The sequence below is a fragment of the Sinomonas atrocyanea genome (assembly GCF_030811715.1).
Taxonomy (GTDB): domain Bacteria; phylum Actinomycetota; class Actinomycetes; order Actinomycetales; family Micrococcaceae; genus Sinomonas; species Sinomonas atrocyanea_A.
The window spans coordinates 57,543-80,847 of record NZ_JAUSRH010000008.1; the positions used below are offsets into that span (position 1 = coordinate 57,543).

17 protein-coding genes are annotated in these 23,305 nt (G+C 72.5%); 9 read left to right on the forward strand and 8 right to left on the reverse strand.

What is annotated here, in order from left to right:
• Positions 1-2: 2 nt before the first annotated feature.
• Entirely contained in the window at positions 3-2,108 is a 2,106-nt protein-coding gene (locus J2W21_RS13170; RefSeq protein WP_307114961.1) for a DNA gyrase/topoisomerase IV subunit B, read from the reverse strand.
• 305 nt (positions 2,109-2,413) lie between these two features.
• Here J2W21_RS13170 and J2W21_RS13175 point away from each other — a divergent pair, with 305 nt between their 5' ends.
• Entirely contained in the window at positions 2,414-2,635 is a 222-nt protein-coding gene (locus J2W21_RS13175; protein WP_307114962.1) for a DUF7455 domain-containing protein, read from the forward strand.
• Positions 2,636-2,762: 127 nt separating this feature from the next.
• On the opposite strand, the gene J2W21_RS13180 is transcribed toward J2W21_RS13175, so the two are convergent.
• The 4 genes from J2W21_RS13180 to J2W21_RS13195 form a co-directional block, all read right to left on the reverse strand.
• Positions 2,763-4,055: an RNA polymerase sigma factor gene (locus J2W21_RS13180; protein WP_307114963.1), complete on the reverse strand. Its 1,293-nt coding sequence runs from the start codon at positions 4,053-4,055 to the stop codon at positions 2,763-2,765.
• A gap of 351 nt (positions 4,056-4,406) precedes the next feature.
• On the reverse strand, positions 4,407-5,762 hold the full coding sequence (locus tag J2W21_RS13185; RefSeq protein ID WP_307114964.1) for a DUF4192 family protein: 1,356 nt from the start codon (positions 5,760-5,762) through the stop codon (positions 4,407-4,409).
• A gap of 91 nt (positions 5,763-5,853) precedes the next feature.
• Positions 5,854-7,167 (reverse strand): MFS transporter, encoded by a 1,314-nt coding sequence (locus tag J2W21_RS13190; protein WP_307114965.1) that lies wholly within the window; start codon positions 7,165-7,167, stop codon positions 5,854-5,856.
• 9 nt (positions 7,168-7,176) lie between these two features.
• Complete coding sequence (locus tag J2W21_RS13195; RefSeq protein WP_307114966.1) at positions 7,177-8,241, reverse strand: proteasome assembly chaperone family protein; 1,065 nt, start codon at positions 8,239-8,241, stop codon at positions 7,177-7,179.
• A 211-nt stretch (positions 8,242-8,452) separates the two neighbouring features.
• Between J2W21_RS13195 and J2W21_RS13200 the strand changes: the two genes are divergently transcribed.
• The 5 genes from J2W21_RS13200 to J2W21_RS13220 all read left to right on the forward strand — a co-directional run bounded on the left by J2W21_RS13200 (position 8,453) and on the right by J2W21_RS13220 (position 14,551).
• On the forward strand, positions 8,453-9,982 hold the full coding sequence (locus J2W21_RS13200; RefSeq protein WP_307114967.1) for a leucyl aminopeptidase: 1,530 nt from the start codon (positions 8,453-8,455) through the stop codon (positions 9,980-9,982).
• Positions 9,983-10,245: 263 nt separating this feature from the next.
• The gene (gene lpdA, locus J2W21_RS13205) at positions 10,246-11,628 is read left to right on the forward strand and encodes a dihydrolipoyl dehydrogenase (RefSeq protein ID WP_307114968.1); all 1,383 of its coding nucleotides are present in this window, start codon (positions 10,246-10,248) and stop codon (positions 11,626-11,628) included.
• Positions 11,629-11,679: 51 nt separating this feature from the next.
• Positions 11,680-13,476, forward strand: a complete 1,797-nt coding sequence (gene sucB / locus J2W21_RS13210; RefSeq protein ID WP_307114969.1) for a 2-oxoglutarate dehydrogenase, E2 component, dihydrolipoamide succinyltransferase — start codon at positions 11,680-11,682, stop codon at positions 13,474-13,476.
• 134 nt (positions 13,477-13,610) lie between these two features.
• Entirely contained in the window at positions 13,611-13,991 is a 381-nt protein-coding gene (locus tag J2W21_RS13215) for a hypothetical protein (protein WP_307114970.1), read from the forward strand.
• A gap of 131 nt (positions 13,992-14,122) precedes the next feature.
• The gene (locus tag J2W21_RS13220; protein ID WP_307114971.1) at positions 14,123-14,551 is read left to right on the forward strand and encodes an OsmC family protein; all 429 of its coding nucleotides are present in this window, start codon (positions 14,123-14,125) and stop codon (positions 14,549-14,551) included.
• 102 nt (positions 14,552-14,653) lie between these two features.
• Here J2W21_RS13220 and J2W21_RS13225 read toward each other — a convergent pair whose 3' ends face one another.
• Positions 14,654-18,220, reverse strand: coding sequence for a S41 family peptidase (locus tag J2W21_RS13225; protein ID WP_307114972.1), 3,567 nt, complete (start codon positions 18,218-18,220; stop codon positions 14,654-14,656).
• Positions 18,221-18,296: 76 nt separating this feature from the next.
• Positions 18,297-20,036, reverse strand: a complete 1,740-nt coding sequence (locus tag J2W21_RS13230; protein WP_307114973.1) for a protein kinase domain-containing protein — start codon at positions 20,034-20,036, stop codon at positions 18,297-18,299.
• Between the two features lie 119 nt (positions 20,037-20,155).
• On the opposite strand from J2W21_RS13230, the gene lipB reads away from it, so the two are divergent.
• From lipB to J2W21_RS13245, 3 genes are all read left to right on the forward strand, one after another.
• A complete protein-coding gene (lipB, locus tag J2W21_RS13235) occupies positions 20,156-20,836 on the forward strand; it encodes a lipoyl(octanoyl) transferase LipB (protein WP_307114974.1) in 681 nt (226 codons plus the stop codon).
• The gene (lipA, locus tag J2W21_RS13240) at positions 20,833-21,843 is read left to right on the forward strand and encodes a lipoyl synthase (RefSeq protein ID WP_307114975.1); all 1,011 of its coding nucleotides are present in this window, start codon (positions 20,833-20,835) and stop codon (positions 21,841-21,843) included. The genes lipB and lipA overlap by 4 nt, the downstream gene beginning before the upstream one ends.
• Positions 21,844-21,962: 119 nt before the next feature.
• Positions 21,963-22,703, forward strand: coding sequence for a DUF4191 domain-containing protein (locus J2W21_RS13245; protein ID WP_307114976.1), 741 nt, complete (start codon positions 21,963-21,965; stop codon positions 22,701-22,703).
• A gap of 96 nt (positions 22,704-22,799) precedes the next feature.
• Here J2W21_RS13245 and J2W21_RS13250 read toward each other — a convergent pair whose 3' ends face one another.
• The gene (locus J2W21_RS13250) at positions 22,800-23,234 is read right to left on the reverse strand and encodes an RDD family protein (RefSeq protein ID WP_307114977.1); all 435 of its coding nucleotides are present in this window, start codon (positions 23,232-23,234) and stop codon (positions 22,800-22,802) included.
• Between the last annotated feature and the right edge of the window lie 71 nt (positions 23,235-23,305).

A 23,305-nucleotide genomic window follows, 5' to 3' on the forward strand; every position in this document is an offset into this window, starting at 1 on the left:
GCTCAGGCGTCGATCTGCTCGCGGTCGAGCTGCGCGCTCCCGGCCACGATGAAGTCCTTGCGCGGGGCGACGTCCGAGCCCATGAGCAGCTCGAAGATCTCCTCGGCCCGCTGGGCGCTCTCGATGGTGACCCGTCGCAGGCTGCGGTGGCGGGGGTCCATCGTGGTCTCCGCGAGCTGGTCCGCGTCCATCTCGCCGAGGCCCTTGTAGCGCTGCGGCGGCTCCTTGTACTTGCGGCCCTCGGCGTTGAGCCGGGCCAGGACGCGGTGCAGCTCCGCGTCCGAGTAGGTGTACACCATCTCGTTGGCCTTCGAGCCCGGGTTCACGACCTCGACCCGGTGCAGGGGCGGGACGGCGGCGAACACGCGGCCGGCCTCGACCATGGGACGCATGTACCGGAAGAACAGCGTCAGCAGCAGGGTGCGGATGTGGGCGCCGTCAACGTCGGCGTCCGTCATGAGGATCACCCGGCCGTAGCGGGCCGCCGAGATGTCGAAGCTGCGGCCGGAGCCTGCGCCCATGACCTGGATGAGGGCCGCGCACTCGGCGTTCGAGAGCATGTCCCCCACCGAGGCCTTCTGCACGTTGAGGATCTTGCCCCGGATGGGCAGCAGTGCCTGGAACTCAGAGGACCGGGCATGCCTGGCCGTGCCGAGCGCGGAGTCGCCCTCGACGATGAAGAGCTCGGACCGGGCCGTGTCGTCGGTCCGGCAGTCGATCAGCTTCGCGGGCAGGGTCGAGGACTCGAGCGCCGTCTTGCGCCGCTGGGTCTCCTTGTGGACGCGCGCGGTGATGCGCGACTTCATCTCGTTGACGACCTTCTCCAGGAGCACGGAGCTCTGGTTCTTGTCGCCCCGGGCCGTCGAGGACAGCTTGGCGCCGAGCTCCTTCTCGACCACCTTGGAGACGATCTGGCGGACCGCGGGGGTGCCGAGGATCTCCTTCGTCTGGCCTTCGAACTGGGGCTCTGCGAGGCGCACCGTGAGGACGGCGGTCATGCCCGCGAGGACATCGTCCTTCTCGAGCTTGTCGCTGCCGGCCTTGAGCTTGCGCGCGTTCGCCTCCACAGCCTTGCGCAGCACCTTCAGGAGCGCTGCCTCGAATCCGGCCTGGTGCGTCCCGCCCTTCGGGGTGGCGATGATGTTGACGAACGTCCGCAGCGTCGTCTCGTAGCCGACTCCCCAGCGCAGGGCCACATCGACCTCGCACGAGCGCTCGACCTCCGCAATCCGGGAGTGGCCGTGCTCGTCGAGGACGGGGACGGTCTCCGAGAAGCTGCCCGCCCCGTGGAGCCGCCACACGTCGGTCACCGGGGCGTCGATCGCGAGGTAGTCGACGAACTCGGAGATTCCCCCGTCATGGTGGAAGACCTCCTCGTGCGGCCCGTCGGCGCCGGGCGTCCCCGCGAGCCGCCGCTCGTCGCGCACTGTGATCCGCAGCCCCGGCACGAGGAAGGACGTCTGCCGCGCGCGATTGGCCAGATCGTCGTAGGAGAACCGGGCATCGGGCGTGAAGATCTGTGCGTCCGCCCAGTAGCGGATCCGCGTGCCCGTGACGCCTCGCTTGGCCTTGCCCACGACGTCGAGCACCGAGTCGTCGACGAACGGCTCGAACGGCGACGCCGGGCCCGGCTTCCCGCTGTCCCGGAAACGCCCGGGCTCGCCGCGGCGGAAGGACATCTGGTAGGTCTTGCCGCCGCGGTCGACCTGGACGTCGAGGCGGGACGAGAGCGCGTTCACCACCGAGGCGCCCACGCCGTGCAGGCCGCCGGAAGCCGTGTAGGAGCCGCCGCCGAACTTGCCGCCGGCGTGCAGCTTGGTGAAGACGACCTCGACGCCGGACAGCCCCGTCTTGGGCTCGACGTCCACGGGGATGCCGCGGCCGTCGTCGTGCACCTCGACGGAGCCGTCCGCGTGCAGGATGACGGCGATCTCGTGGCCGAACCCTGCGAGGGCCTCGTCGACCGAGTTGTCGATGATCTCCCAGAGGCAGTGCATGAGGCCGCGGGAGTCGGTGGAGCCGATGTACATGCCCGGGCGCTTGCGCACGGCCTCGAGCCCCTCGAGGACGGACAGGTGCCGGGCGGTGTATTCAGAACTCGGTGTCACGCGCGCGGGACTCCTTCGGTGGTGCTGGAAGGCGGTGGGGCCGCAGGGATTGGTGCCGACGGCGCCCGTGATGCGGTGGTGCCGGGCCGAAAGGCACGGCACAAGTCAACATTAGCGGTCCGGCCGCCGCAGCCCCGCCGAGACGCTCCGGGCGTGGCCGAAGAGGTACGCGCGGCGGCCCGGGCGTTGCCGAACCGCAATACGCCCCGAGCGAAAGTTGCGGATTCTTGGCATGATCCGGCGCAGCCGGGGTGTTAGATGTAGTGACCGCGTAAGACCACCCGGTGAATGCTAAGGAGGCTGAGATGACTGCAGCACTTGCGGATCCCACCCTGACTGCCATCGACCGCTGCGACCGCTGCGGCGCCCAGGCCTATGTGCGAGTGGTCCTGGAGACCTCGGGCGGCGAGCTGCTCTTCTGCGCCCACCACGCGCGCGCCGTGGAGCCCACGCTGCGCCCGCTGGCCTCAGTGTGGCATGACGAGACCAACCGTCTGACGGACAAGGCCGCACTGGCCGAAGACTGAGCGTCGCGCCGCGGCGGGACGCCGAAGCGCAGAGAGGGCCCGGACACCGATCGGTGTCCGGGCCCTCGTGCGTCGTCGGCCCGTGGCGGCCCCGGTCGCCCGGAGCCGCCACGTCGGGCAGCGCGCCTCAGTCCAGGTAGTCGCGCAGCACCTGCGACCGGGACGGGTGCCGCAGCTTCGACATCGTCTTCGACTCGATCTGCCGGATGCGCTCACGGGTGACCCCGTAGACCTTCCCGATCTCATCGAGCGTCTTGGGCTGGCCGTCGGTGAGGCCGAAGCGCATCGCGACGACGCCCGCCTCCCGCTCGGAGAGCGTGTCGAGCACGGAGTGCAGCTGCTCCTGGAGCAGCGTGAAGCTCACCGCGTCCGCGGGCACCACGGCCTCCGAGTCCTCGATGAGGTCGCCGAACTCCGAGTCGCCGTCCTCGCCCAGAGGGGTGTGGAGCGAGATGGGCTCGCGGCCGTACTTCTGGACCTCGACGACCTTCTCAGGGGTCATGTCGAGCTCCTTCGCGAGCTCTTCGGGGGTGGGCTCGCGACCGAGGTCCTGCAGCATCTGGCGCTGGACGCGGGCGAGCTTGTTGATGACCTCGACCATGTGCACCGGGATGCGGATGGTGCGGGCCTGGTCGGCCATGGCGCGGGTGATGGCCTGGCGGATCCACCACGTCGCGTAGGTCGAGAACTTGAAGCCCTTGGTGTAGTCGAACTTCTCGACGGCGCGGATGAGGCCCAGGTTGCCTTCCTGGATCAGGTCGAGGAAGAGCATGCCGCGGCCCGTGTAGCGCTTGGCGAGGGACACGACAAGGCGGAGGTTGGCCTCGAGCAGGTGGTTCTTGGCCCGCTCGCCGTCGTGCACGATGCGCTCGAGGTCGTGGCGGTACTGGGCGTCGTAGTCGGTGCCCTGCTCCGCCAGCTTGTGCTTGGCGAAGAGGCCGGCCTCGATGCGCAGGGCCAGATCGACCTCCTGCTCGGCGTTGAGGAGCGCCACCTTGCCGATCTGCTTGAGGTAGTCCTTCACGGGGTCGGCGGTGGCGCCGGCGCTCGTGACCTGCTGGACCGGGGCGTCGTCCTCGTCGGCGTCGGAGATGACGATGGCGGTGCCGGTCGTCTTCTCCTCGGCCTCGGCGGCCTCGCTCTCGGCGACGATCTCGCCTTCGTCGGGAGCGGCGGAATCGAGGTCTTCCTCGACTGCCTCGTCCTCGGCGACGGCCTCGGTGGCCTTGGCGTCGGCGGCCTTCGCGCTGGCCTTGCCCTTGGCTGCGGGCGCGGCCGCAGTCTTCCGGGCGGGTGCCTTCGCCTTGGACGCGGCGGCCTTGGCCGAAGACCGCTTGGCCGGGCGCGCGGGGGCGCTCTTCGCCGAGCCGTTCTCCGCGATGGCCGTCTCGACGGTCTCATTCTCCGTGGGGGGCGTCACGATTACCTTCCTGCCGCAGTGCCAGTGATTGCCTGGAGGGCAACACCACTATGACCCTGTCAAGTCCGAAGAGCAGCCGAGGCTGCCGCTCCGATCCGAAGGGTCTGGTGATTACAACCCTTCCGCCACTGGATTCGTTCCCACATCGGCGGGATGAAAACAATGCTCCGGAGCTCGGACCCAACCGGGTCTGGCGTCCATTCTCTCACGAAGAGGCTGCCTCGCCGACACGGCCGAAGGTCACACGTCCGCGGGCGAAGGTCACATGGTGCCCGACGGGGGCCGGCAGTCCGCGCCCCGGCAGTGATCGGCCGGCGGCGATCGGGGGCACACGCTCGGCAGCACAGGTGTCTAGGCGGCCTCGCGGTGCCACGCGGTCTCGCGGCTGCGGGCCCAGCCGGCGAGCTCCCCCTGCTCGACGAGGCCGCGCAGCAGGAGCGCCAGGCGGTAGCCCGGGTCCGTGGACAGCGCCCGCTCGAGGAAGGCGAGGCACCGGCCACCGCGGCCCCTCGCCCACTGCACCCAGGCGAGGACGGCGAGCGCGGGGGCACGCAGCTCGGGCTCTTCCATCTGTGCGACGCCGAGGGCAATGCGCTCGAGCCGGGCGATCCGTTCCCAGGCGGGTGCAGCGCCGGTGCTGCCCATGAGGATCAGCCCGAACTCCCGGGACGAGCCCGGAGGCATGCCAGGCGTGCCCGCGTTGCCTTCACGGCCCGCACAGGGGACGGGCTCGCCCTCCCCCGCACGCGGCCCCTCGGACCACAGGTCCAGCGCCGCCGCGGCCTCGGCGGCCGGGACGCCGCCAGGCAGGGCGGGCAGCGCTGCCTGCACCGGGCCGGGCCGGAGTCCCTGGGTGGCGGCGGTGCCGCGCCAGGCGGTGCCCGCGTCGGTGGCGGAGGCGACGAGGACGGCGTCCCTCAGGGCAGGCCGCATGAGCGTGGCCGCGAGGAGCCGCACGCGCGCCGGGGCCGCGACGCGTGGTTCGGACAGGACCTCGTCCCAGGCCGCGAGGGCTGCCGTGAACACGAGGGGGTCCCACCACCGGCCGGGGTCCTCGACATAGGCATCGAGGGCAGCCGCCACGGCTGCCGGCGGGGGTTGGGGGCAGGCCGCCTCGGGCAGGCCGGCGGGGCCGTAGGAGCTGCCGCGGTACACCATCTCGGCCCCGATCCTGCCGGTCCTGAGCGCCTCGACGCTTGCGCCGGGCCACGGACAGCAGCTGGTATCGGGGCAGCTGACCGTGCGCCAGTGCTCGGGCCCCACGATCCAGGCCTCGAGCACGGGCACGCCTGCCTCCGTGAGCCTCGCCGCGACCGCATCGAGGACGTCACGGTGGGGCGGCGCCTGGGGGACGGCCCAGGCCGAACGCGTGTAGAGGGCGAGGACGGCGCCGACCGGGGCATCGTGGGTGAGGTAGTCCGCCACCGTGTCCGAGAAGCGGCGCAGCGCGGCCGGCCGGACCGGGACCGCCTTCGGCCGTGCCGGGAGGTCGATGCGCAGGGTCGGCCCGAGGCGGCCGTCGGCGAGGCCCACGGCGACCAGGCTCTCCTCGGGCCACTCGCCCAGCGCGTGCGGGACGTAGGCGAGGATGTCCTCGGCGCTGCGGATGGTGATGGGGTCCTCCGAGGCCGCCGCGCGAGGAACGCCCGGGCTTCCTTCCCGATCGCGGGGTGCGGGCTGCTCGATTGGGTGCTGGGTGTCGTCCATGCAGCCAGTGTCTTCGGGCGCCTCCCGCCGGCGGCACCCCACACCTGCGGTATGTGGACAACGTGCCCGCGGCCGCACCGGGGAGGAGGAGTCAGCGGCGCCTGCGTGCCCTGTAGTCCGCCCAGACCTCCCTCAGGAGCGGGACGCGCACGTTCTGGGCAGCGAGGTCCCGGCGCACCTTCCGGCGTACCCGGATCAGGGCGGTGGCACCCCCAGCGAGCACGAGAAGCTGGACCGCGAGGGCGACGCGGAAGGCGTCGAGGCTGTACACCCCGTGGGGCGAGAGGCCGAGGGCGTGCTGGAGGTCGAGCAGGTAGCCCACGAGGAACATCGTCAGCAGCGCCGCGACAAAGCCTCCGATGTTCACGATCCCGGTCGCCGTGCCGAGCCGGTGCGAGGGATTGAACGTCCTGGCGAAGTCGAATCCGATCATCGACCCCGGCCCGCCGAGGGCCAGCACCGCCACGAGGACGGCCATGAGCCACAGCGGCGCGCGCCCCGGGACCACGAGCACGGCGGTCCACACCACCGCCGTCAGGGCGGAGATGCCGAGCACGAGCGTGGACCTCCGCAGCGGGTGCCGGGCGACGAACCGGCCCATGGGCGGGCCGGCGAGGATCGCGACGGCGACGAAGAAGGACATGAGCCCGGCGGCGACGGAGGAGTCGAACCCCTGGCCCGCGACCATGAAGGGGAAGCCCCACATGAGGGCGAAGACGTTTCCGCTGAACTGGACGGTGAAGTGGCTCCACATCCCCAGCCGGGTCCCCGGCTGGCGCCACGCGGCGGCGAGCAGGGCGCGCGTGCCCTCCGGCGTCTGGGCGTGCTCCGCGGCCGCCCCTGCCGGGGCATTGCGCAAGAGGGCGAGCACGAGCACGATCACCACGACGGACAGCCCCGCCAGTGTCATGAACGCACGGGACCAGCCGGCGGCGTGCAGGAGCGCGAGGAAGGGGATGACGCTCACGAGCTGGCCGAGCTGGCCGATCACGCCCGTGAGCTGGCTCATGAGCGGGGCGCGGCGCCCATCGAACCACAGCGGCACGAGCCTGAGCACGGAGACGAAGGTCATCGCATCGCCCATGCCGACGAGCATGCGGCCGATGATCCCCGTCACCGTCGTCTCCGCGACAGCGATCTGGAGCTGGCCCAGCGCCATGAAGACCGCCCCGGCCGAGACCATGATGCGGCTCCCGAAGCGGTCCACGAGCAGACCGACGGGGATCTGGAGCGAGGCGTACACCACGAGCTGGAGCACGGTGAAGGCCGAGAGCACCGCACCGCCGGCGTGGAACCGGTCCGCGGCCTCAAGGCCGACGACCCCGAACGAGGTCCGCTGGAGCACCGCCACCCCGTAGCCGAAGACTCCGATTCCCCAGACCACGTAGGCGCGCCAGCTGTTCACCCCATGATCCTAGTGCGGGGGTTCCTCCCCCTCCCCGCGCGGCACGTCATCCGCCGACTGCGGCGAGCTGCCGGCGGCGGGCGGCGCCCCGCCGTCGTCCGCCGCGCCGGTCCCCCCACTATTGCTGTCGCCCTCGGCGTCCTCGTCGCCGTGGGCGGCGAGGTAGGCCTCGACTGCGGCGCCGAGGTCCTCGGCGGTCGGCAGCTCGTCGGCCGGTCCCGCGAGGAGGGAGCGGCGGGGGACGTCGGCCGTGTGGTCGTCGAAGCGCTCCTCGAGGCCCGCGACCAGCTCGCGGATCTCCGCGGAGGCCGCGACCTGCTCGGCCACCTGCCGCTCGACCTCGCGCGACGCCTCGCGGAGCCGGTCGCTCGGGAGCATGAGGGAGGCGGCCGCCCCGAGGTGCTCGAGGCCCGTGACGGCAGCGGCGGGGTACTCGGCCTCGGCGAGGTAGTGCGGGACGTGGACGACGAACCCGGTGACATCGTGGCCCGCCTCGATGAGGCGGATCTCCACGAGGTGCCCGACCGCGCCGGGGAACTCGACGACGGGCTTCCAGCGTGAGATGCCCTCGACGAGTTCCGGCCGGTTGCCGTGCACCGTGACCCCGAGTGGGCGGGTGTGCGGCACGGGCATCGGGATGGCGTGGACCCAGAGGGTCTGGCGCACCTCGAGGCGCTCGACGAGGCCGACGACGGCGCGCGCGAACCGCTCCCACTGCAGGTCCGGTTCGGGGCCGGCGAGGAGGAGGTAGGGGCGCCCGAGGCCGTCCTGCAGGCGGTAGAGCGCGAGGGCCGGGGCGTCGTAGTCCTCGAGGTGGTCCTCGACGAAGCGGATGCGGGGGCGGCGGGAGCGGTAGTCGAGCAGCTGGTCGACGTCGAACGCGGCGAGCGCCCCGGCGCCCTGGACGCTGATGAGCTCGTCGATGATCTGCCGGACGGCATGCCCGGCGTCGGCGAAGCCGGTGAAGCCCATGATGAGCGGCAGGCCGCGGATGCCCTCGTCGCCGCTGAGCTCGAGGGCGGCGGTGTACAGGCCGGCGGGATCCTGCAGGGGCCCGGTCGCGGGGTCGATCACGGTGGCAGTCCTTCCTTGGCGTTCATCCGTCCAACACTCGGCGGCGTTCCATCATTCCACCCCGGCGGAAGCGTCGCCGGTTCCCCTGCGCCGTGCCGGGGCCGCCGACCCCAGCCGCCCTACTACGATCGGGAGCACGTGAAGCAACCGCACCACACCCGCCGGCGCAGACACGCGGCAGCGTGAGCCGTGCAGAATCGAGGCACCAGAAGTGTTCAGCAACAGCGAAGTCGCCCTCCGGGCCGTGTCGAAGGACCTGCGCAAGACCCCCAGCGACGTCCTGGTGGTGGGGATCGCGCAGGGCCCGGACGGGCCGATCCTCCTCGAGAACCCCCTGAGCGCCCGCAACGCCGAGGCGGTGTCCTCCACGCTTGCCGCGCTCGGCGTCACGGGCGCCGCGGACCAGCTCCACCGTCTGCCCGGGCTGCCCGAACTCGGCGCGCATGTGCTCGCCCTGGCCGGTGTGGGCAAGCTCGGGCCCGGCGCCGCCCCGAGCGCCGAGCAGCTGCGGCGGGCCGCCGGCTCGGCCGTGCGCCAGCTGGCCGGGAACGCGACCGTGGTCCTGGCCCTGCCGGCAGCGACTGCCGCCGACCTCGCCGCGGTCGCCGAGGGCGCCGCCCTCGGCGCCTACTCGTACACGGAGCACAAGTCCGCCCCTGCCGGCAGCAGCAAGGACAACGTGCGCACCGCGATCGTCTACAGCCCCCTCGCCGGAACCGCCGAGGCGGACGCCGCCCTCGCGCGCGCGGCCGTGCTCGGTGCCTCGGTCAACGCCACCCGCACGCTCGTGAACATGCCCCCGAGCCAGCTCTACCCGGAGGCGTTCGCCGAGGCGGCCAAGGACCTCGCGAAGGGGCTTCCCGTCAAGGTCACCGTCTTCGACGAGAAGCGGCTCGCGAAGGACGGGTTCGGCGGGATCCTGGCCGTCGGCCAGGGGTCTGCGCGGCCGCCGCGGCTGGTCAAGGTGGAGTACACGCCGTCCCGCCCGTCCGGGGCGCGCGCGGTCCACCTCGTGGGCAAGGGCATCACCTTCGACTCGGGCGGGATCTCGATCAAGCCTGCGGCCAACATGGACCAGATGAAGAGCGACATGGCCGGGGCCGCCACGGTGCTGAACGCGACGCTCGCGGCGGCGCGCCTGGGCCTGCCCGTGAAGGTGACGGCGTGGCTGTGCGTGGCGGAGAACATGCCCTCGGGCAGCGCGCAGCGGCCCTCCGACGTCATCACGATCCGCGGCGGCACCACCGTGGAGGTGCTCAACACCGACGCCGAGGGCCGGCTCGTGATGGCGGACGGCCTGGTCGCGGCGTGCGAGGAGAACCCGGACGCCGTCATCGACGTGGCCACGCTCACCGGGGCGGCGCTCGTGGCGCTCGGCACGCGCACCGCGGGGGTGATGGGCGACGACGACGTGACCCGCCCGCTGCTCGACGCCGCGGCTGCGGCGGGCGAGGCTGCCTGGCCCATGCCCCTGCCGGAGGAGCTGCGTGCGGGCCTGGACTCCGCGACGGCGGACATCGCCAACGTCGGCGAGCGGCCCGGCGGGATGCTCACCGCTGCCATCTTCCTGAAGGAGTTCGTGGGCAAGCGCCCGGACGGCAGCACCGTGCCGTGGGCACACCTCGACATCGCGGGCCCGGCCTTCAACACCGGTTCGGCCTACGGGCACACCCCCAAGCAGGGCACCGGGTCCACCGTCCGCACGCTCGTCGGCTACCTCGAGTCGGTCGCACGCCCGTGACCGTCCGGCCGCCCGGAGCCGGCCGTCGGCTCCGGGCGTCCGCCATCTCTGTTTTCGCATTATGGAATTGAAAGTCCATGTAGCGAAAGTGCTAGAGTTCCCGTGACTCTTGACACAAGGCCGGGACAAACGTTCCGCGAAGGTGGAGCATAGTCGGTCGGGGATATAGGGTTTCCCTGATACCGGGCCTGCGCGGACCGCCGCAGGCAAACTGTCACATCCGACGGCGGAACACGCCGTCCACAAGGCGAGGGAGCGTCCACGTGGCCGAAGCGGCAACTGCGCACGAATTCGACATCTTGATCCTCGGCGGCGGAAGTGGCGGCTACGCCGCGGCGCTCCGGGCCTCCGAGCTCGGCTTCTCGGTCGGGCTCGTCGAGAAGGGCAAGCTGGGCGGCACGTGCCTGCACAACGGCTGCATCCCGACCAAGGCCCTCCTCCACTCGGCCGAGCTCGCCGACCACGCCCGCGACGCCGCCAAGTACGGCGTGAACGTGACGCTGGACAGCATCGACATGAACGCCGTGAACGCCTACAAGGGCGGCATCATCGCGGGCAAGTTCAAGGGCCTCACCGGCCTCATCAAGTCCAAGGGCATCACCGTCATCGAGGGCGAGGGCCGCCTGACCGGTCCGAGCACCGTGACCGTGGGCGGCACCGACTACACGGGCAAGAACATCATCCTCGCCACGGGCTCCTACTCCCGCAGCCTGCCCGGGCTCGAGATCGGCGGCCGGGTCATCACCTCCGACCAGGCGCTCGAGCTCGACTACGTGCCCAACAGCGTGATCGTCCTCGGCGGCGGCGTCATCGGCGTCGAATTCGCCTCGGTCTGGAAGTCCTTCGGCGTCGACGTCACGATCGTCGAGGGCCTGCCCTCGCTCGTCCCGAACGAGGACGCCGCGATCGTCAAGCAGCTTGAGCGCGCCTTCAAGAAGCGCGGCATCAAGTTCAGCACCGGGATCTTCTTCCAGGGCGTCGAGCAGGACGAGAACGGCGTCAAGGTCACGCTCGTCGACGGGAAGACCTTCGAGGCGGACCTGCTCCTCGTCGCCGTGGGCCGCGGGCCGTCGACGGCGAACCTCGGCTTCGAAGAGGCGGGCATCACCATCGACCGCGGCTTCGTCATCACCAACGAGCGGCTGCACACCGGCGTCGGCAATGTCTACGCCGTCGGCGACATCGTCCCGGGCGTCCAGCTCGCCCACCGCGGCTTCCAGCAGGGCATCTTCGTCGCCGAGGAGATCGCCGGCCTCAACCCGGTCGTCGTCGAGGACGTGAACATCCCGAAGGTCACCTACTGCGACCCCGAGATCGCCACGGTCGGCTACACGGAGAAGGCCGCCAAGGAGAAGTTCGGCGACGACCAGGTGCAGACCCAGGAGTACAACCTCGCGGGCAACGGCAAGAGCTCGATCCTGGGCACGTCCGGCATCATCAAGGTCGTCCGCCAGAAGGAGGGCCCGATCGTCGGCGTCCATATGATCGGCGCCCGCATGGGCGAGCAGATCGGCGAGGCCCAGCTGATCGTCAACTGGGAGGCCTACCCGGAGGATGTGGCCCAGTTCATCCACGCCCACCCGACGCAGAACGAGGCGCTCGGCGAGGCCCACCTGGCCCTGGCCGGCAAGCCGCTGCACGGCTGAGCCGACCCCGACACCATTCGCACGCAGAAGAATCAAGGAGCACGGGGACCCATGTCTGAATCCGTCAACCTTCCAGCCCTCGGTGAAAGCGTCACCGAAGGCACCGTCACCCGCTGGTTGAAGCAGGTCGGCGACCGCGTCGAGATCGACGAGCCCCTCGTCGAGGTCTCCACCGACAAGGTCGACACCGAGATCCCTTCGCCGGTCGCGGGCATCCTCGAGCAGATCCTCGTCGCCGAGGACGAGACTGCCGAGGTCGGCTCCCCGCTGGCGGTGATCGGCGACGGCGGGTCCTCGCCGGACGCCTCCGGCGCGCCGGCCGCCCAGGAGGCCGAGCAGGCCCCCGCCGCGGCGACCGAGCCCGAGCAGGCCCCCGCACCGCAGGCGGAGCCGGCCGCCGCCCCCGAGCCCGCGGGCGCCTCCGGCGGTGCCGCGGCGGAGGGGCACGAGGTCACGCTCCCCGCCCTCGGCGAGAGCGTCACCGAAGGCACGGTGACCCGCTGGCTCAAGGCCGTCGGCGAGACCGTCGAGGTCGACGAGCCGCTGCTCGAGGTGTCCACCGACAAGGTCGACACCGAGGTCCCCTCCCCCGTCGCAGGCACCCTGCTCGAGATCCGCGTCTCCGAGGACGAGACCGCAGAGGTCGGCGCGGTGCTCGCGGTCATCGGCTCCGGCGCCCCTGCCCAGGCCGCGCCTGCTCCGGCGGCCGCCCCCGAGCCCGCGGCAGCCCCGGCACCCGAGGCTCCTGCAGCCGAGGCCCCCGCCCCCGCAGCAGCCCCCGCCCCCGCGGCAGCTCCCGCCCCCGCGGCAGCTCCGGCACCCGCGGCAGCTCCGGCTCCCGCGGCAGCTCCGGCTCCCGCGGCAGCCCCCGCCCCCGCAGCGGCCGCTGCGCCGGCACAGGGCGGCGAGTCGGGCTACGTGACCCCGCTCGTGCGCAAGCTCGCGAACCAGCACGGGATCGACGTGACCTCGCTGACCGGCACGGGCGTGGGCGGCCGCATCCGCAAGCAGGACGTCCTCGCCGCGGTCGAGGCCAAGAAGGCCGCTGCAGCGCCGGCCGCCGCCCCCGCCTCGGCACCGGCTCCGGCAGCCACGGGCGCCGCCGCGAACGGCGCCGTCTCGTCCCTGCGCGGGACCACGGAGAAGGCTCCGCGGATCCGCCAGGTCATCGCACGCCGGATGCGCGAGTCGCTCGACACCTCGACCCAGCTCACGCAGGTGCACGAGGTCGACATGACGAAGATCGCGAAGCTCCGCGACCGTGCCAAGGCCCAGTTCCAGGCCCAGAACGGCGTCAAGCTGACCTTCCTCCCGTTCATCGCGAAGGCTGTTGCCGAGGCGCTCAAGCAGCACCCCAAGCTCAACGCGGAGTACAACGAGGAGACCCAGCAGATCACCTACCACAACGCGGAGCACCTCGCGATCGCGGTGGACACGGACAAGGGCCTCCTCGTCCCGGTGATCAACAACGCCGGCGACCTCAACCTCGCGGGCCTCGCGGGTCGGATCGCCGATGTCGCCGCGCGCACGCGCAACAACAAGATCGGTCCGGACGAGCTCTCGGGCGGCACGTTCAGCATCACCAACATCGGCTCCGTGGGTGCGCTGTTCGACACGCCGATCATCAACCAGCCGCAGGTCGCCATCCTCGGCACGGGAGCGATCGTCAAGCGTCCGTGGGTGTCCCAGAACGCCGAGGGCGACGACGTGATCTCGATCCGGTCGATGATGTACCTCTCGCTCACCTACGACCACCGCCTGGTCGACGGGGCGGACGCGGGCCGCTTCCTCCAGACGCTGCGCGCGCGGCTCGAGGAGGGCTCGTTCGAGGCCGACCTGGGCCTCTGACGCACCGCCGGTGAGCGCGGCGGCCCCAACCCTTCCCGGGGTTGGGGCCGCCGCGCTCTTTTGTTATCGACTTGGGACGCTGCCGCCGCCGCTGCAGGTCGGGGCGGGGCCGAGCACGCCACTAGACTCGGCTCATGACTGTCGTCCTGAGCATTGTCGTCTTCCTGCACGTCGTCGGTGCAGCCATGATCGTTGGCCCGTGGATCGCCAACATGAAGAACCCCACGGTTGGACCGCGGCAGTTCGACGGCGCGATGACGCAGCTCGCGACGGGCATCATCCTGGTCGGCCTCATCACGGTCCTGTCCAAGCAGGCCGACAGCGGCGTCCAGCCGCTCGACACGAACCTCTACATCAAGCTGACGGTGAAGTTCGTCATCGCCGTGGTCGTCGGCGCCCTGGCCTTCGTCGGCAACCGCCGCCGCAAGGCCGGCGAGAAGGTCGCCCCGGGACTCGCCCACGGCGTCGGCGGCCTCGCCCTGCTCAACATCGCCATCGCCACGATCTGGCAGTAGGCGGCCCCCGCCCCAGCCGGCCCCGCGTCCCGGTCACATCCGGGGGCGGGGCCGTCTTGTGCCTAGGATGGGCGAGGACGGCGCACTCGACCGGCTGCGCCGCGGCACACCGACCATGGCAAGGAGCACACATGCCTACGATCCGCACCGCACACACCGTCTGGGAGGGCAACCTCTTCGAGGGCAAGGGGCAGACCACCCTCGACACCTCGGGCCTCGGCACGTACGACGTGACGTGGAAGGCCCGGAGCGAGGACGCGAACGGGAAGACCAGCCCGGAGGAGCTCCTCGCGGCAGCCCACTCGGCCTGCTACTCCATGGCCTTCAGCAACGAGCTCGACGGCGCAGGGTTCAAGGCCGAGCGCATCGAGACCTCCTCCGCCGTCGGTTTCGAGCCCGGGAAGGGAGTCACGGGCAGCGAGCTCACCGTCACCGCGAAGATCCCGGGCATCTCCGAGGACCAGTTCCAGCAGATCGCGGAGAAGGCCAAGGTCGGCTGCCCCGTGAGCCAGGCGCTCTCCGGGATCACCATCACGCTCAAGGCCACCCTCGAGTCCTGATTCCTGCCTGTCCGGGGCGCGGAGTGCCCCGCGCCCCGGACAGCGAAGGGCCCCTCCCCGACACGGGGAGGGGCCCTTCGTGCGCCGTGGCGCTGCCCGCACTCAGCCCTCGAAGGCTGGCACCGACGCCGCCGCCTCGCGGTCCTGCGGGCGCGGGGGCAGCGGCGCCGGCCGCACCGAGCGGTAGCCTTCGCGCGCCGGGGGACGCTGCGTGGGGATCTCGACGAGCATCTCCTTGAGCACGCCGATGCCATGCTCGAGCTGGGGGTCGATTCCGGCCGCGTACGCGTGCGGCGGGTAGGCGACCTCGATGTCCGGCTCCACGCCGAAGTTCTCGACGCCCCACCCGATGCCGCCCTCGAACCAGGTCGCGTAGCGCGGCTGGCTCACCGCGGTCCCGTCCGCGAGCTTGAACCGGTTGTCGATGCCGATCACACCGCCCCAGGTCCTCGTCCCGACCACCGGGCCGATGCCGCGCAGCTTCCCCACGGCCGTGATGATGTCGCCGTCGGAGCCCGCGAACTCGTCCGCGAGGATCACCACCGGCCCCCGCGGCGCGTGCCGCGGGTACGTGCGGGGCTGCTCCCCGCGGGGGACGCTCCAGCCGGTGACACGCCGGCCGATCAGCTCGGCCACGAGCTGGGAGGTGTGGCCGCCGCGGTTGCGGCGCACGTCGACCACGAGCGCGTCCAGCGCCGTCTCGGTGTCGAGGTCGCGATGGAGCTGGGCCCAGCCCCGCGCCCCCATGTCCGGCACGTGGAGGTACCCGAAGCGGCCCTCGGACGCCTCGCGGACGAGCCTGCGGTTCGCCTGCACCCAGTCCTGGTAGCGCAGCCGCTCCTCGTCGCGGAGGGGCACGACGGCGATCCGCCGGGTCCGGCCCGAGGCCTCGCCATGGGCCGCGCCGTTGAGCATCGTCAGCTCGACGACCTTTCCGGCCGCGCCGGCCAGGGCGGTCGCCGGGCCGAAGCCGGGTCCGAGCCGGACGCCGTCGACCTCGAGCAGCCGGTCTCCGGGGCGCACACCCGCGCCGGGCGCTGCGAGCGGGGAGGCGGCCAGCGGGTCAGAGGACTCGTTGGCGAGCACGCGGCGGACCACCCAGCCGCCGTCGAAGTCGAACTCCGCCCCGAGCCTGCCCTGGCCCCCGGCGCCGGGCTCACTGACCGCAGGCGGCGTCACATAGGCGTGGGACGTGCCCAGCTCGCCGTGGAGCTCCCAGATGAGGTCGACGAGGTCATCGTGCGACCCGAGCCTGTCCACGATCGGCCGGTAGCGGTCCCGGACCTCGTCCCAGTCAGCTCCGGCCATGTCCTCAGTCCAGAAGAAGTCGCGCTGGAGCCGCCACGCCTCCTCGAACGCCTGAGACCAGACCGCGCCGGGGTCGAGACGCACCCGGATGCGCTCGAGGTCCACGGTGACGTGCTCGGCGTGCCCGTCCTCGGCCGGCTTGTCGCTCGGCACACTGTGGACGGTCCGGTCGCGCACGTAGACGATCCTCGAGCCGTCGCCGCTGAGCCGGTACGACTCCAGCGCGCCCACGAGGGTGGTCTCGTTCCCCGTGACGAGGTCGAAGCGCTGCAGCGTCGGCGGCGCATCCTTGTCCTCCGGTTTGGCCTTGCCCTCGCCGGTGGCCCCCGCGAGGTCGTGGGAGAGCCACAGCAGCGAGTCCCGCGCGGCCGCGAGGTGCGAGTAGTTGCCCTGGCGCACGGGCAGCGCGGTGACGCGGTGGCGGATGCCGTCGAGGTCGACGCGCACGTCGTCGGCCGCCGAGGGCGAGTCCTCGGACGACGGCGAGGGGGCGCCGTCGTGCGCGTCCCCGGCAGGGTCGTCCGTGAAGTCCGCCACGCGGGGACCGAAGGGGCTGGCCGTGGCCGCCGAGAGCGGGACGATGTACGGCTTGATGGGGCTCGGGAAGGACAGGTCGAACGAATGGCCGTCGTAGACGGGGTCGAAGCTGCGCCCGGAGAGGAACGCGAGGTACTTCCCGTCCGGCGTGAACGTCGGCGACGCATCCTGGAAGCGGCCGTCGGTGACGTCCGCCACGCGGGCCGTGGCACGCTCGGCGAGGCGGACCTTCGACCGCGAGCCGAAGGCGGTCACGGGCTCGATCCAGGCCAGCCACCGCGAGTCGGGGCTCCACGCCAGCTGCTCGACCATGCCCTCCCCCACGCTGCTGAGCGTCGTCGCCGTGCCTGCTGCGACATCGACGAGGTGGACATCGCCGAACGCCGTGCCGACGGCGATGAACTTCGCATCGGGGCTGGGCACCAGTTCTACCGGCCGGTGCCCCGAGGGCAGCGGGATGCGGACCAGCCGCGGCAGGGAGTCCCCGTCCTCCTCCGCGCCCGCCGCCGTGCCCCGGGCCGGAACGGCATAGGAACGCGGCATCCGGACTCCCGCGGAGGAACGCGAGGCCCCCGTCGCGGCCGCGCCGCCGGCGCCTGCCCCGTCCGGGCCACCGGCGAGCGCGGAGACCGGCCGCGGCAGCCCGTCGGAGGCGGGGGCGGCCGCCCGGTCGTCGCCGCTTCCGGCGTCCTCGAGGAGCGCGGCCCCGCCCTCGGCGGGAGCGGCCGCGGTGCCCAGTCCGCCGAGGCGGCGCACGAACAGTCCCTCCTCGCCCTCGTGGTCGGCGACGAACACGACGGCGCCGGAGCCCAGCGGGCGTGCGAGCCGGGCGCGCACCCCGGGGGTGGCCTCGACGACATGCGAGGGGCCGTCGCGGTGCGTGAGCCAGTGGACGGTGCCGTGGGATTCGACCACGCTGGCACGGCCGTCGGGGGCCGGCACCACCTCCCCGAGGTGGCGTCCGACGGCGAGTGGCCGGCTCCGGCGGGAGGTCGAGGCCGAGGCGAGGGCGATCTCGAGCCGGCGCGGCTCCGCGTCGAGCGAGTCGAGGATCCACAGCTCGCCGGCGCTGTCGAAGACGACCCTGCGGCCGTCGGTGCTCGCGTGGCGGATGTAGAAGCGGTCGGAGTCGGTGTGCCGGCGCAGGTCCGCCCCGGCCCGGTCGACCGAGTACAGGTTGCCCACGCCCTCGTGGTCGGAGACGAACGCGATGCGCTCCCCCACCCACAGGGGGTCCGCGAGGTTGCCGTCGAGGTCGGCGAGGAGTCGGCGGAACTCCCCGCCGCCGTCGGGATCGATCCAGAGCTTTCCGGTGGCACCGCCGCGGTACCGCTTCCAGTGGGCGGGCTCGCGCGTCAGGACGCTTCCGACGACGACGGGGCGGTCGTCGCCGACTCGCGGGCCGAACGCGACCGAGTCGACGGGCCCGTAGGGGAGTTCCTCGAGCCAGCCGCCGTCGAGCGGCATCGTGTAGGCGTGGGTGTGGCGGGAGTCGGGCTGGTTGTGCGCGCTCGTGACGATGACCCGGCCGCCGGGCTCGAAGCCCCTGACCCTCGTGGTGGCGTGGCCGAACCAGCTCAGCTGTCGGAAGCCGCCGCCGTCGACCTCGGCCGAGACGACCTCGGGGGCGCTGCCCTGCACGACGGTCCACACGACCTTGCTGCCGTCAGGGGCGAAGCGCGGATTGCGTGCCGGCAGCCCGAGCGAGGAGAGGCGCCACGCGCGCCCTCCGGCGACAGGGGCGAGCCAGACGTCGTCCTCGGCGACGAACGCCACGAGGTCCCCGTGCACGTGGGGATAGCGGAAGTAGCTGGAGCCAGTCATCCTCCGATCATATTCACCGGCCGCGGCCCCTCCCGGGCCGGCCACACCCGCGGAGAGGAGTGTGACGCACACCGCATCACGCGGGGCCGATCCGCGCGACCTTCCACCGCTGGCCGTCCCGCTGCACGAGGACCTTCAGCACCTCGTCGCGGCCCGTGGGCCTCTCCCCGACCGTCGCCCCGTTCTGGTCCTTCACGGTGTAGCCGGTCGTGACCACGTGGGCCCGCACGACGGCGCTCCAGGAGCCCCTGGCCGGGTCCCCGCCGCCGGGGTCCAGGGACGCGGCGAGGACGCGGGCGCTGAAGCCCTCGAGCCGCTGGCCGTCGGCGAGGAGCCGGTCGAGGAGCTCCCCGTCCGCGGATGCCGCCTCGGAGCCGGGGGCGTTGACGGCGGAGAGCATGCCGCGGTCGCGCCCCGCGATGGCCCTGGCCCGGATCTCGGACAGGGCCTGCACGGCCTGCACCGGGTCCTCGGCAGCGGCGCCGCGGCGGAGCTGCTCGGGCAGCGAGTCCCACCCCTGCCCTGCGGCGGCCGGCTCCTGGACCGCGGGCCGGCCCTCGGACGCGTCCGCCGCCGCCGGGCTACGGTCCAGGGTCGGATGGCCGCCGCTCCACCACCCCGCCGCGGCGGCCGCCGCGACGAGCCCCGCGGCAAGCCAGAGGGCCACCACTCGGCCCGGGCGCCGCCCCCTCTCCCGTGGGCGGCGCATCGGGCGCGGGCCGGCCAGGCGGGAGGCCGCGGCGGCATGGGTGCCCCGGGAGCGGGGCGCACGCGGGCGCGAGGGCCGGCCCCGGGAATCGCGGCAGCCAGGAAGGCGCAGGACCGGGCGGCGACGGGCCGGGGGCCCCTGGCGGCGGGTGAGCAGCTCCGGGAGGACGGCGGCGTCGACCGCGGGAGAGAGGTCGACGGGCTCCGCCCGCGCACTGCGCATGACCGAGCGGGCGAGTTCCTCGGCCGAGGGGCGCTGGCGCGGATCGTCCCGCAGCGCGGCCTCGATCGCGGCAGCCAGCTCGGCCGGGACGCCGCCGACCATGAGGGACAGGGGCGGCCGCTGGTCCGTCCTCACGGGCGGCTCGCCCGTGAGGGCATACCAGGCGAGTGCCCCGAGGGCGAAGACGTCGGACGCGGCGGCGAGCGCCGCGGGCCGCAGCCCGCGCCCACCCGCCGGCTCACCGCCGTCGGCCGCCCCGGCCGCCGCGGCCTCGGCGACGGACGGGTCGGCAAACCCCGGGGTGCCCGCCGGGCGCGGGCCGGCGTCGCCGACCATCCGCCCGAGCCCGAAGTCTCCCAGCATCGGCCGGCCGTCGGCCGTGAAGAGGACATTCCCGGGCGAGACGTCGCCGTGCGCGGTCCCGTCGGCGTGGAGCGCTGCCAGCGCCCGGGCGAGCGGCACCACGACGGTGACGCACTCCCCCACCGGCAGGCGACCGCGGACCCGCACGAGGTGGCCCAGCGAGCCGCCTGGGGCGTACTCGCTCAGCAGCGCGACCGCGCCGTCCGCGGCGGGGAGCGCGCGGTGGATCCCCAGGACGTGGTCATGGGGCCGGGCCCGGGAGATCCTCGCCTCCTTCTGCGCCCGGGAGAGGACCTCGTCGGGGCGCAGGCGGTCTGCCTGCGTGGGGGTGAGGATCTTCGCCGCGAACAGGCGCCCGGTGTCGGCTTCGCGCACGAGCCAGACGGTGCCGGCCGCCCCACGGCCGACCGGGCGCACGGCATCGTAGCCCGGCAGGGCCGGCGGCTGCTCGGCGGTCGCCGGCTCTGGCACGACGTGGTCGGCGGACTGGGGGTCCGCCCCGGAGGAGCTGGGTGCGTCCATGGCCTCATGTCTACCGCAGATCGCGGCGGGGCCTCGGAAGTTATCCACAGGCGCCGGCAGGTGCGAGCCTCGTCACAGTGCCCATCGGCGGGGCCGCCCCGCGGGCTAAGCTGGACTCCATGACTCTTGCGTTCACCCGGCTGGGGTTCGCGCCGGACTACGTCGACTACACCGACGGACTGGCCGCCCAGCGCAAGCTCCACGAGGACGTGGCGGCGGGTACCGCCCCCAGCACCGTCCTCCTCCTCGAGCACGCCCCGGTCTACACGGCCGGGAAGCGCACCGAGGACCACGAGCGGCCGCTCGACGGAACCCCCGTCGTGCCGGTCGACCGCGGCGGCAAGCTCACGTGGCACGGCCCCGGCCAGCTTGTGGGCTATCCGATCGTCAGGCTCGCGGAACCGCGCGGCATCCGTGCCTACGTGGAACTGCTCGAGGACGTGATGATCACCGTGATCTCGGAGTACGGCATCAAGGCCGAGCACGTCGACGGGCGCTCGGGTGTGTGGGTCCGCGCGGACGAGCGCGGCGGCGACCGGAAGATCGCCGCCATCGGCATCAGCGTGCATGACGGCGTGACCGGCCACGGCTTCGCGATCAACTGCAGCAACAGCCTCGACCCGTACGAGCAGATCATCGCGTGCGGCATCACGGACGCGGGCACGACCACGATCTCGGCCGAGTGCGGCCGCGAGGTCGGCCCGCTGGACATCGTCGACCGGATCACCGAGGAGCTCTCCCGCCGTGCCGGCGAGTTCGTCGCCGTCGACGCCGCGACAACGGAAGGAGCCCTGGCATGACGATCGCCCCCGAGGGCCGGCGCATGCTGCGCATCGAGCAGCGCAACGCGGCCGTGCCGGTCGAGCGCAAGCCCGACTGGATCAAGGCCAAGGTCCAGATGGGCCCCGAGTTCGTCCAGCTGAAGAACCAGGTGAAGAAGGAGGGCCTCCACACCGTCTGCGAGGAGGCCGGCTGCCCGAACATCTTCGAGTGCTGGGAGGACAAGGAGGCCACCTTCCTCATCGGCGGCTCCGAGTGCACCCGCCGCTGCGACTTCTGCCAGATCGACACCGGCAGGCCCTCCCCGCTGGACCGGTTCGAGCCGACCAAGGTCGCCCGCTCCGTCCAGTCCATGGGCCTGCGCTATGCCACCGTGACCGGGGTCGCACGCGACGACCTCGAGGACGAGGGCACCTGGCTCTACGCCGAGACGATCCGCAAGATCCACGAGCTGAACCCCGGCACCGGGGTGGAGATCCTCATCCCGGACTTCTCCGGCAAGCCCGAGCACATCACCGCGATCTGCGAGGCGCAGCCCGAGGTGTTCGCGCACAACGTCGAGACCGTCCCGCGCCTGTTCAAGGCCATCCGACCGGCCTTCCGCTACGAGCGCTCCCTCGACGTGATCACCCAGGGCCGCAACCAGGGCATGGTCACCAAGTCCAACCTGATCCTGGGCATGGGCGAGACCCGCGAGGAGGTCTCCCAGGCCCTGGCCGACCTGCACGAGGCCGGCTGCGACCTGATCACCATCACCCAGTACCTGCGGCCGTCCGAGCGCCACCACCCTGTGGAGCGCTGGGTCAAGCCCGAGGAATTCGTCGAGCTGTCCCAGGAGGCCGAGGAGATCGGCTTCCTCGGCGTCATGAGCGGGCCGCTCGTGCGCTCCTCCTATCGCGCCGGCCGCCTCTGGGCCACCGCCATGCGCAAGAAGGGCCGCGAGATCCCGCCCGCCCTGGCCCACATCGAGTCCTCCGGCACCACCCGGCAGGAGGCCGCGACGCTCATCGCAGCCCGGCAGGGCTGATCCGCGCAGCATCCCGGGGCGCCCACTGGAGGCAGTGGGCGCCCCTCTGCGTCCCCGACCCCGCGCGCCGCTCCGCGGGGCGGTGATGTCGGCGCGCGGTGACTTAGAATTGAGTCACTATGGCGAAGCGCACCGACACCTCCAGCACGCCCTCGGACAAGTCTCCCCAAGGAGGAGCTCCGAAGAAGGCGAAGAAGCCCAACGGCTTCCAGCAGTTCCTCCAGGTCTTCCAGATGACCCGGAAGGCCGACCCGAATGCCGTGTGGCTCATGCTGCTCGTGTTCCTCGGGGTGACGGCCGTGAGCCTGCTCATCGGCCTCCTGCTCGACAACTGGATCACCGGGCTCATCATCGGCATCCTCCTCGGCGTCCTCGGCGCCGTGTTCATCCTCAGCCGCCGGGCCGAGCGCGCCGCCTACGCCCAGATCGAGGGCCAGCCCGGCGCCGCGGGCGCGGCACTGAACTCCCTCCGCCGCGGCTGGATCGTCGAGGAGCAGCCCGTCGCCGTGAACCCCCGCACCCAGGATGTGGTGTTCCGGGCCATCGGGCGTCCCGGCATCGTCCTCGTCTCCGAGGGACCGAGCGTCCGTGTCCGCCAGCTCGTCGAGGGCGAGCGCAAGCGGCTGGCGCGCATCCTGCCGAACGTGCCGGTACACGTCATCGAGACCGGGCGCGACGAGGGCCAGACCCCGCTGCGCAACGTGGCGGCGAAGATGAACAAGCTCAAGCCGCAGCTGACCAAGACCGAGGTGGCGGCCGTGAGCAAGCGCATCGCCTCGCTCGGCACGCGCCTGCCCATCCCCAAGGGCATCGATCCCACCCGCATGCGCCCTGACCGGCGCGCGATGCGCGGCCGCTGAGCCGCAACGGAATACGGCGAAGGCCCCGGCAGTGCTGCCGGGGCCTTCGCCGTATTCCCTGGGCCCCTGTCCCTGCCGGGAGGCGCCGCGGGGCGTTCAGAGGCGGACGACGACGGTCCCGGCCGCCTTGTCGTGCACGCCGCGCTGGTCTGGGTCGAAGACCACGGCCGGGATCACCAGGCACAGCAGGAGGGTGCGCAGGGCCGCGCGCGGGATGCCCACGGGGCTCCCGTCGAGCCGGCGGACCGTCAGGCCCGCGAGGCGGTGGCCGAGCCCGTGGCCGACCAGGCCGACCAGGAGCACCTGCTCCACGGCGAACACGGCGAGGATGGTGAGCTGGCTTCCGCCGAGGAAGGCCGCGGCGATCGCGTACGACGCGGCCCAGTCGATGCACAGTCCGAGCACCCGGCGGCCGGTGCGGCCCACGGATCCGGGCCCGGTGCGGGGCATTCCGAGGCGGCGTCCGGGGAAGTCGCCTTCGGCGAGCTGCGGCCCGCTGATCCAGGATCCGAGGTCTCTGCGGTCGATCACCCGTCCATTCTAGGCCGGTGCGGGGACGCCCCATTGACGGCCGGGGCGGCGCGGGGTCTGGCCCGGCGCCG

Excerpts from the sequence above, each read along its gene's own strand:
- J2W21_RS13185 (WP_307114964.1), bottom strand. The coding sequence starts at position 5,762 with ATGGACGACACCCAGCACCCAATCGAGCAGCCCGCACCCCGCGATCGG.
- J2W21_RS13245 (WP_307114976.1), top strand. The coding sequence starts at position 21,963 with ATGGCGAAGCGCACCGACACCTCCAGCACGCCCTCGGACAAGTCTCCC.
- J2W21_RS13230 (WP_307114973.1), bottom strand. The coding sequence starts at position 20,036 with ATGGACGCACCCAGCTCCTCCGGGGCGGACCCCCAGTCCGCCGACCAC.
- J2W21_RS13225 (WP_307114972.1), bottom strand. The coding sequence starts at position 18,220 with ATGACTGGCTCCAGCTACTTCCGCTATCCCCACGTGCACGGGGACCTC.
- lipB (WP_307114974.1), top strand. The coding sequence starts at position 20,156 with ATGACTCTTGCGTTCACCCGGCTGGGGTTCGCGCCGGACTACGTCGAC.
- J2W21_RS13220 (WP_307114971.1), top strand. The coding sequence starts at position 14,123 with ATGCCTACGATCCGCACCGCACACACCGTCTGGGAGGGCAACCTCTTC.
- J2W21_RS13215 (WP_307114970.1), top strand. The coding sequence starts at position 13,611 with ATGACTGTCGTCCTGAGCATTGTCGTCTTCCTGCACGTCGTCGGTGCA.
- sucB (WP_307114969.1), top strand. The coding sequence starts at position 11,680 with ATGTCTGAATCCGTCAACCTTCCAGCCCTCGGTGAAAGCGTCACCGAA.
- lipA (WP_307114975.1), top strand. The coding sequence starts at position 20,833 with ATGACGATCGCCCCCGAGGGCCGGCGCATGCTGCGCATCGAGCAGCGC.
- J2W21_RS13175 (WP_307114962.1), top strand. The coding sequence starts at position 2,414 with ATGACTGCAGCACTTGCGGATCCCACCCTGACTGCCATCGACCGCTGC.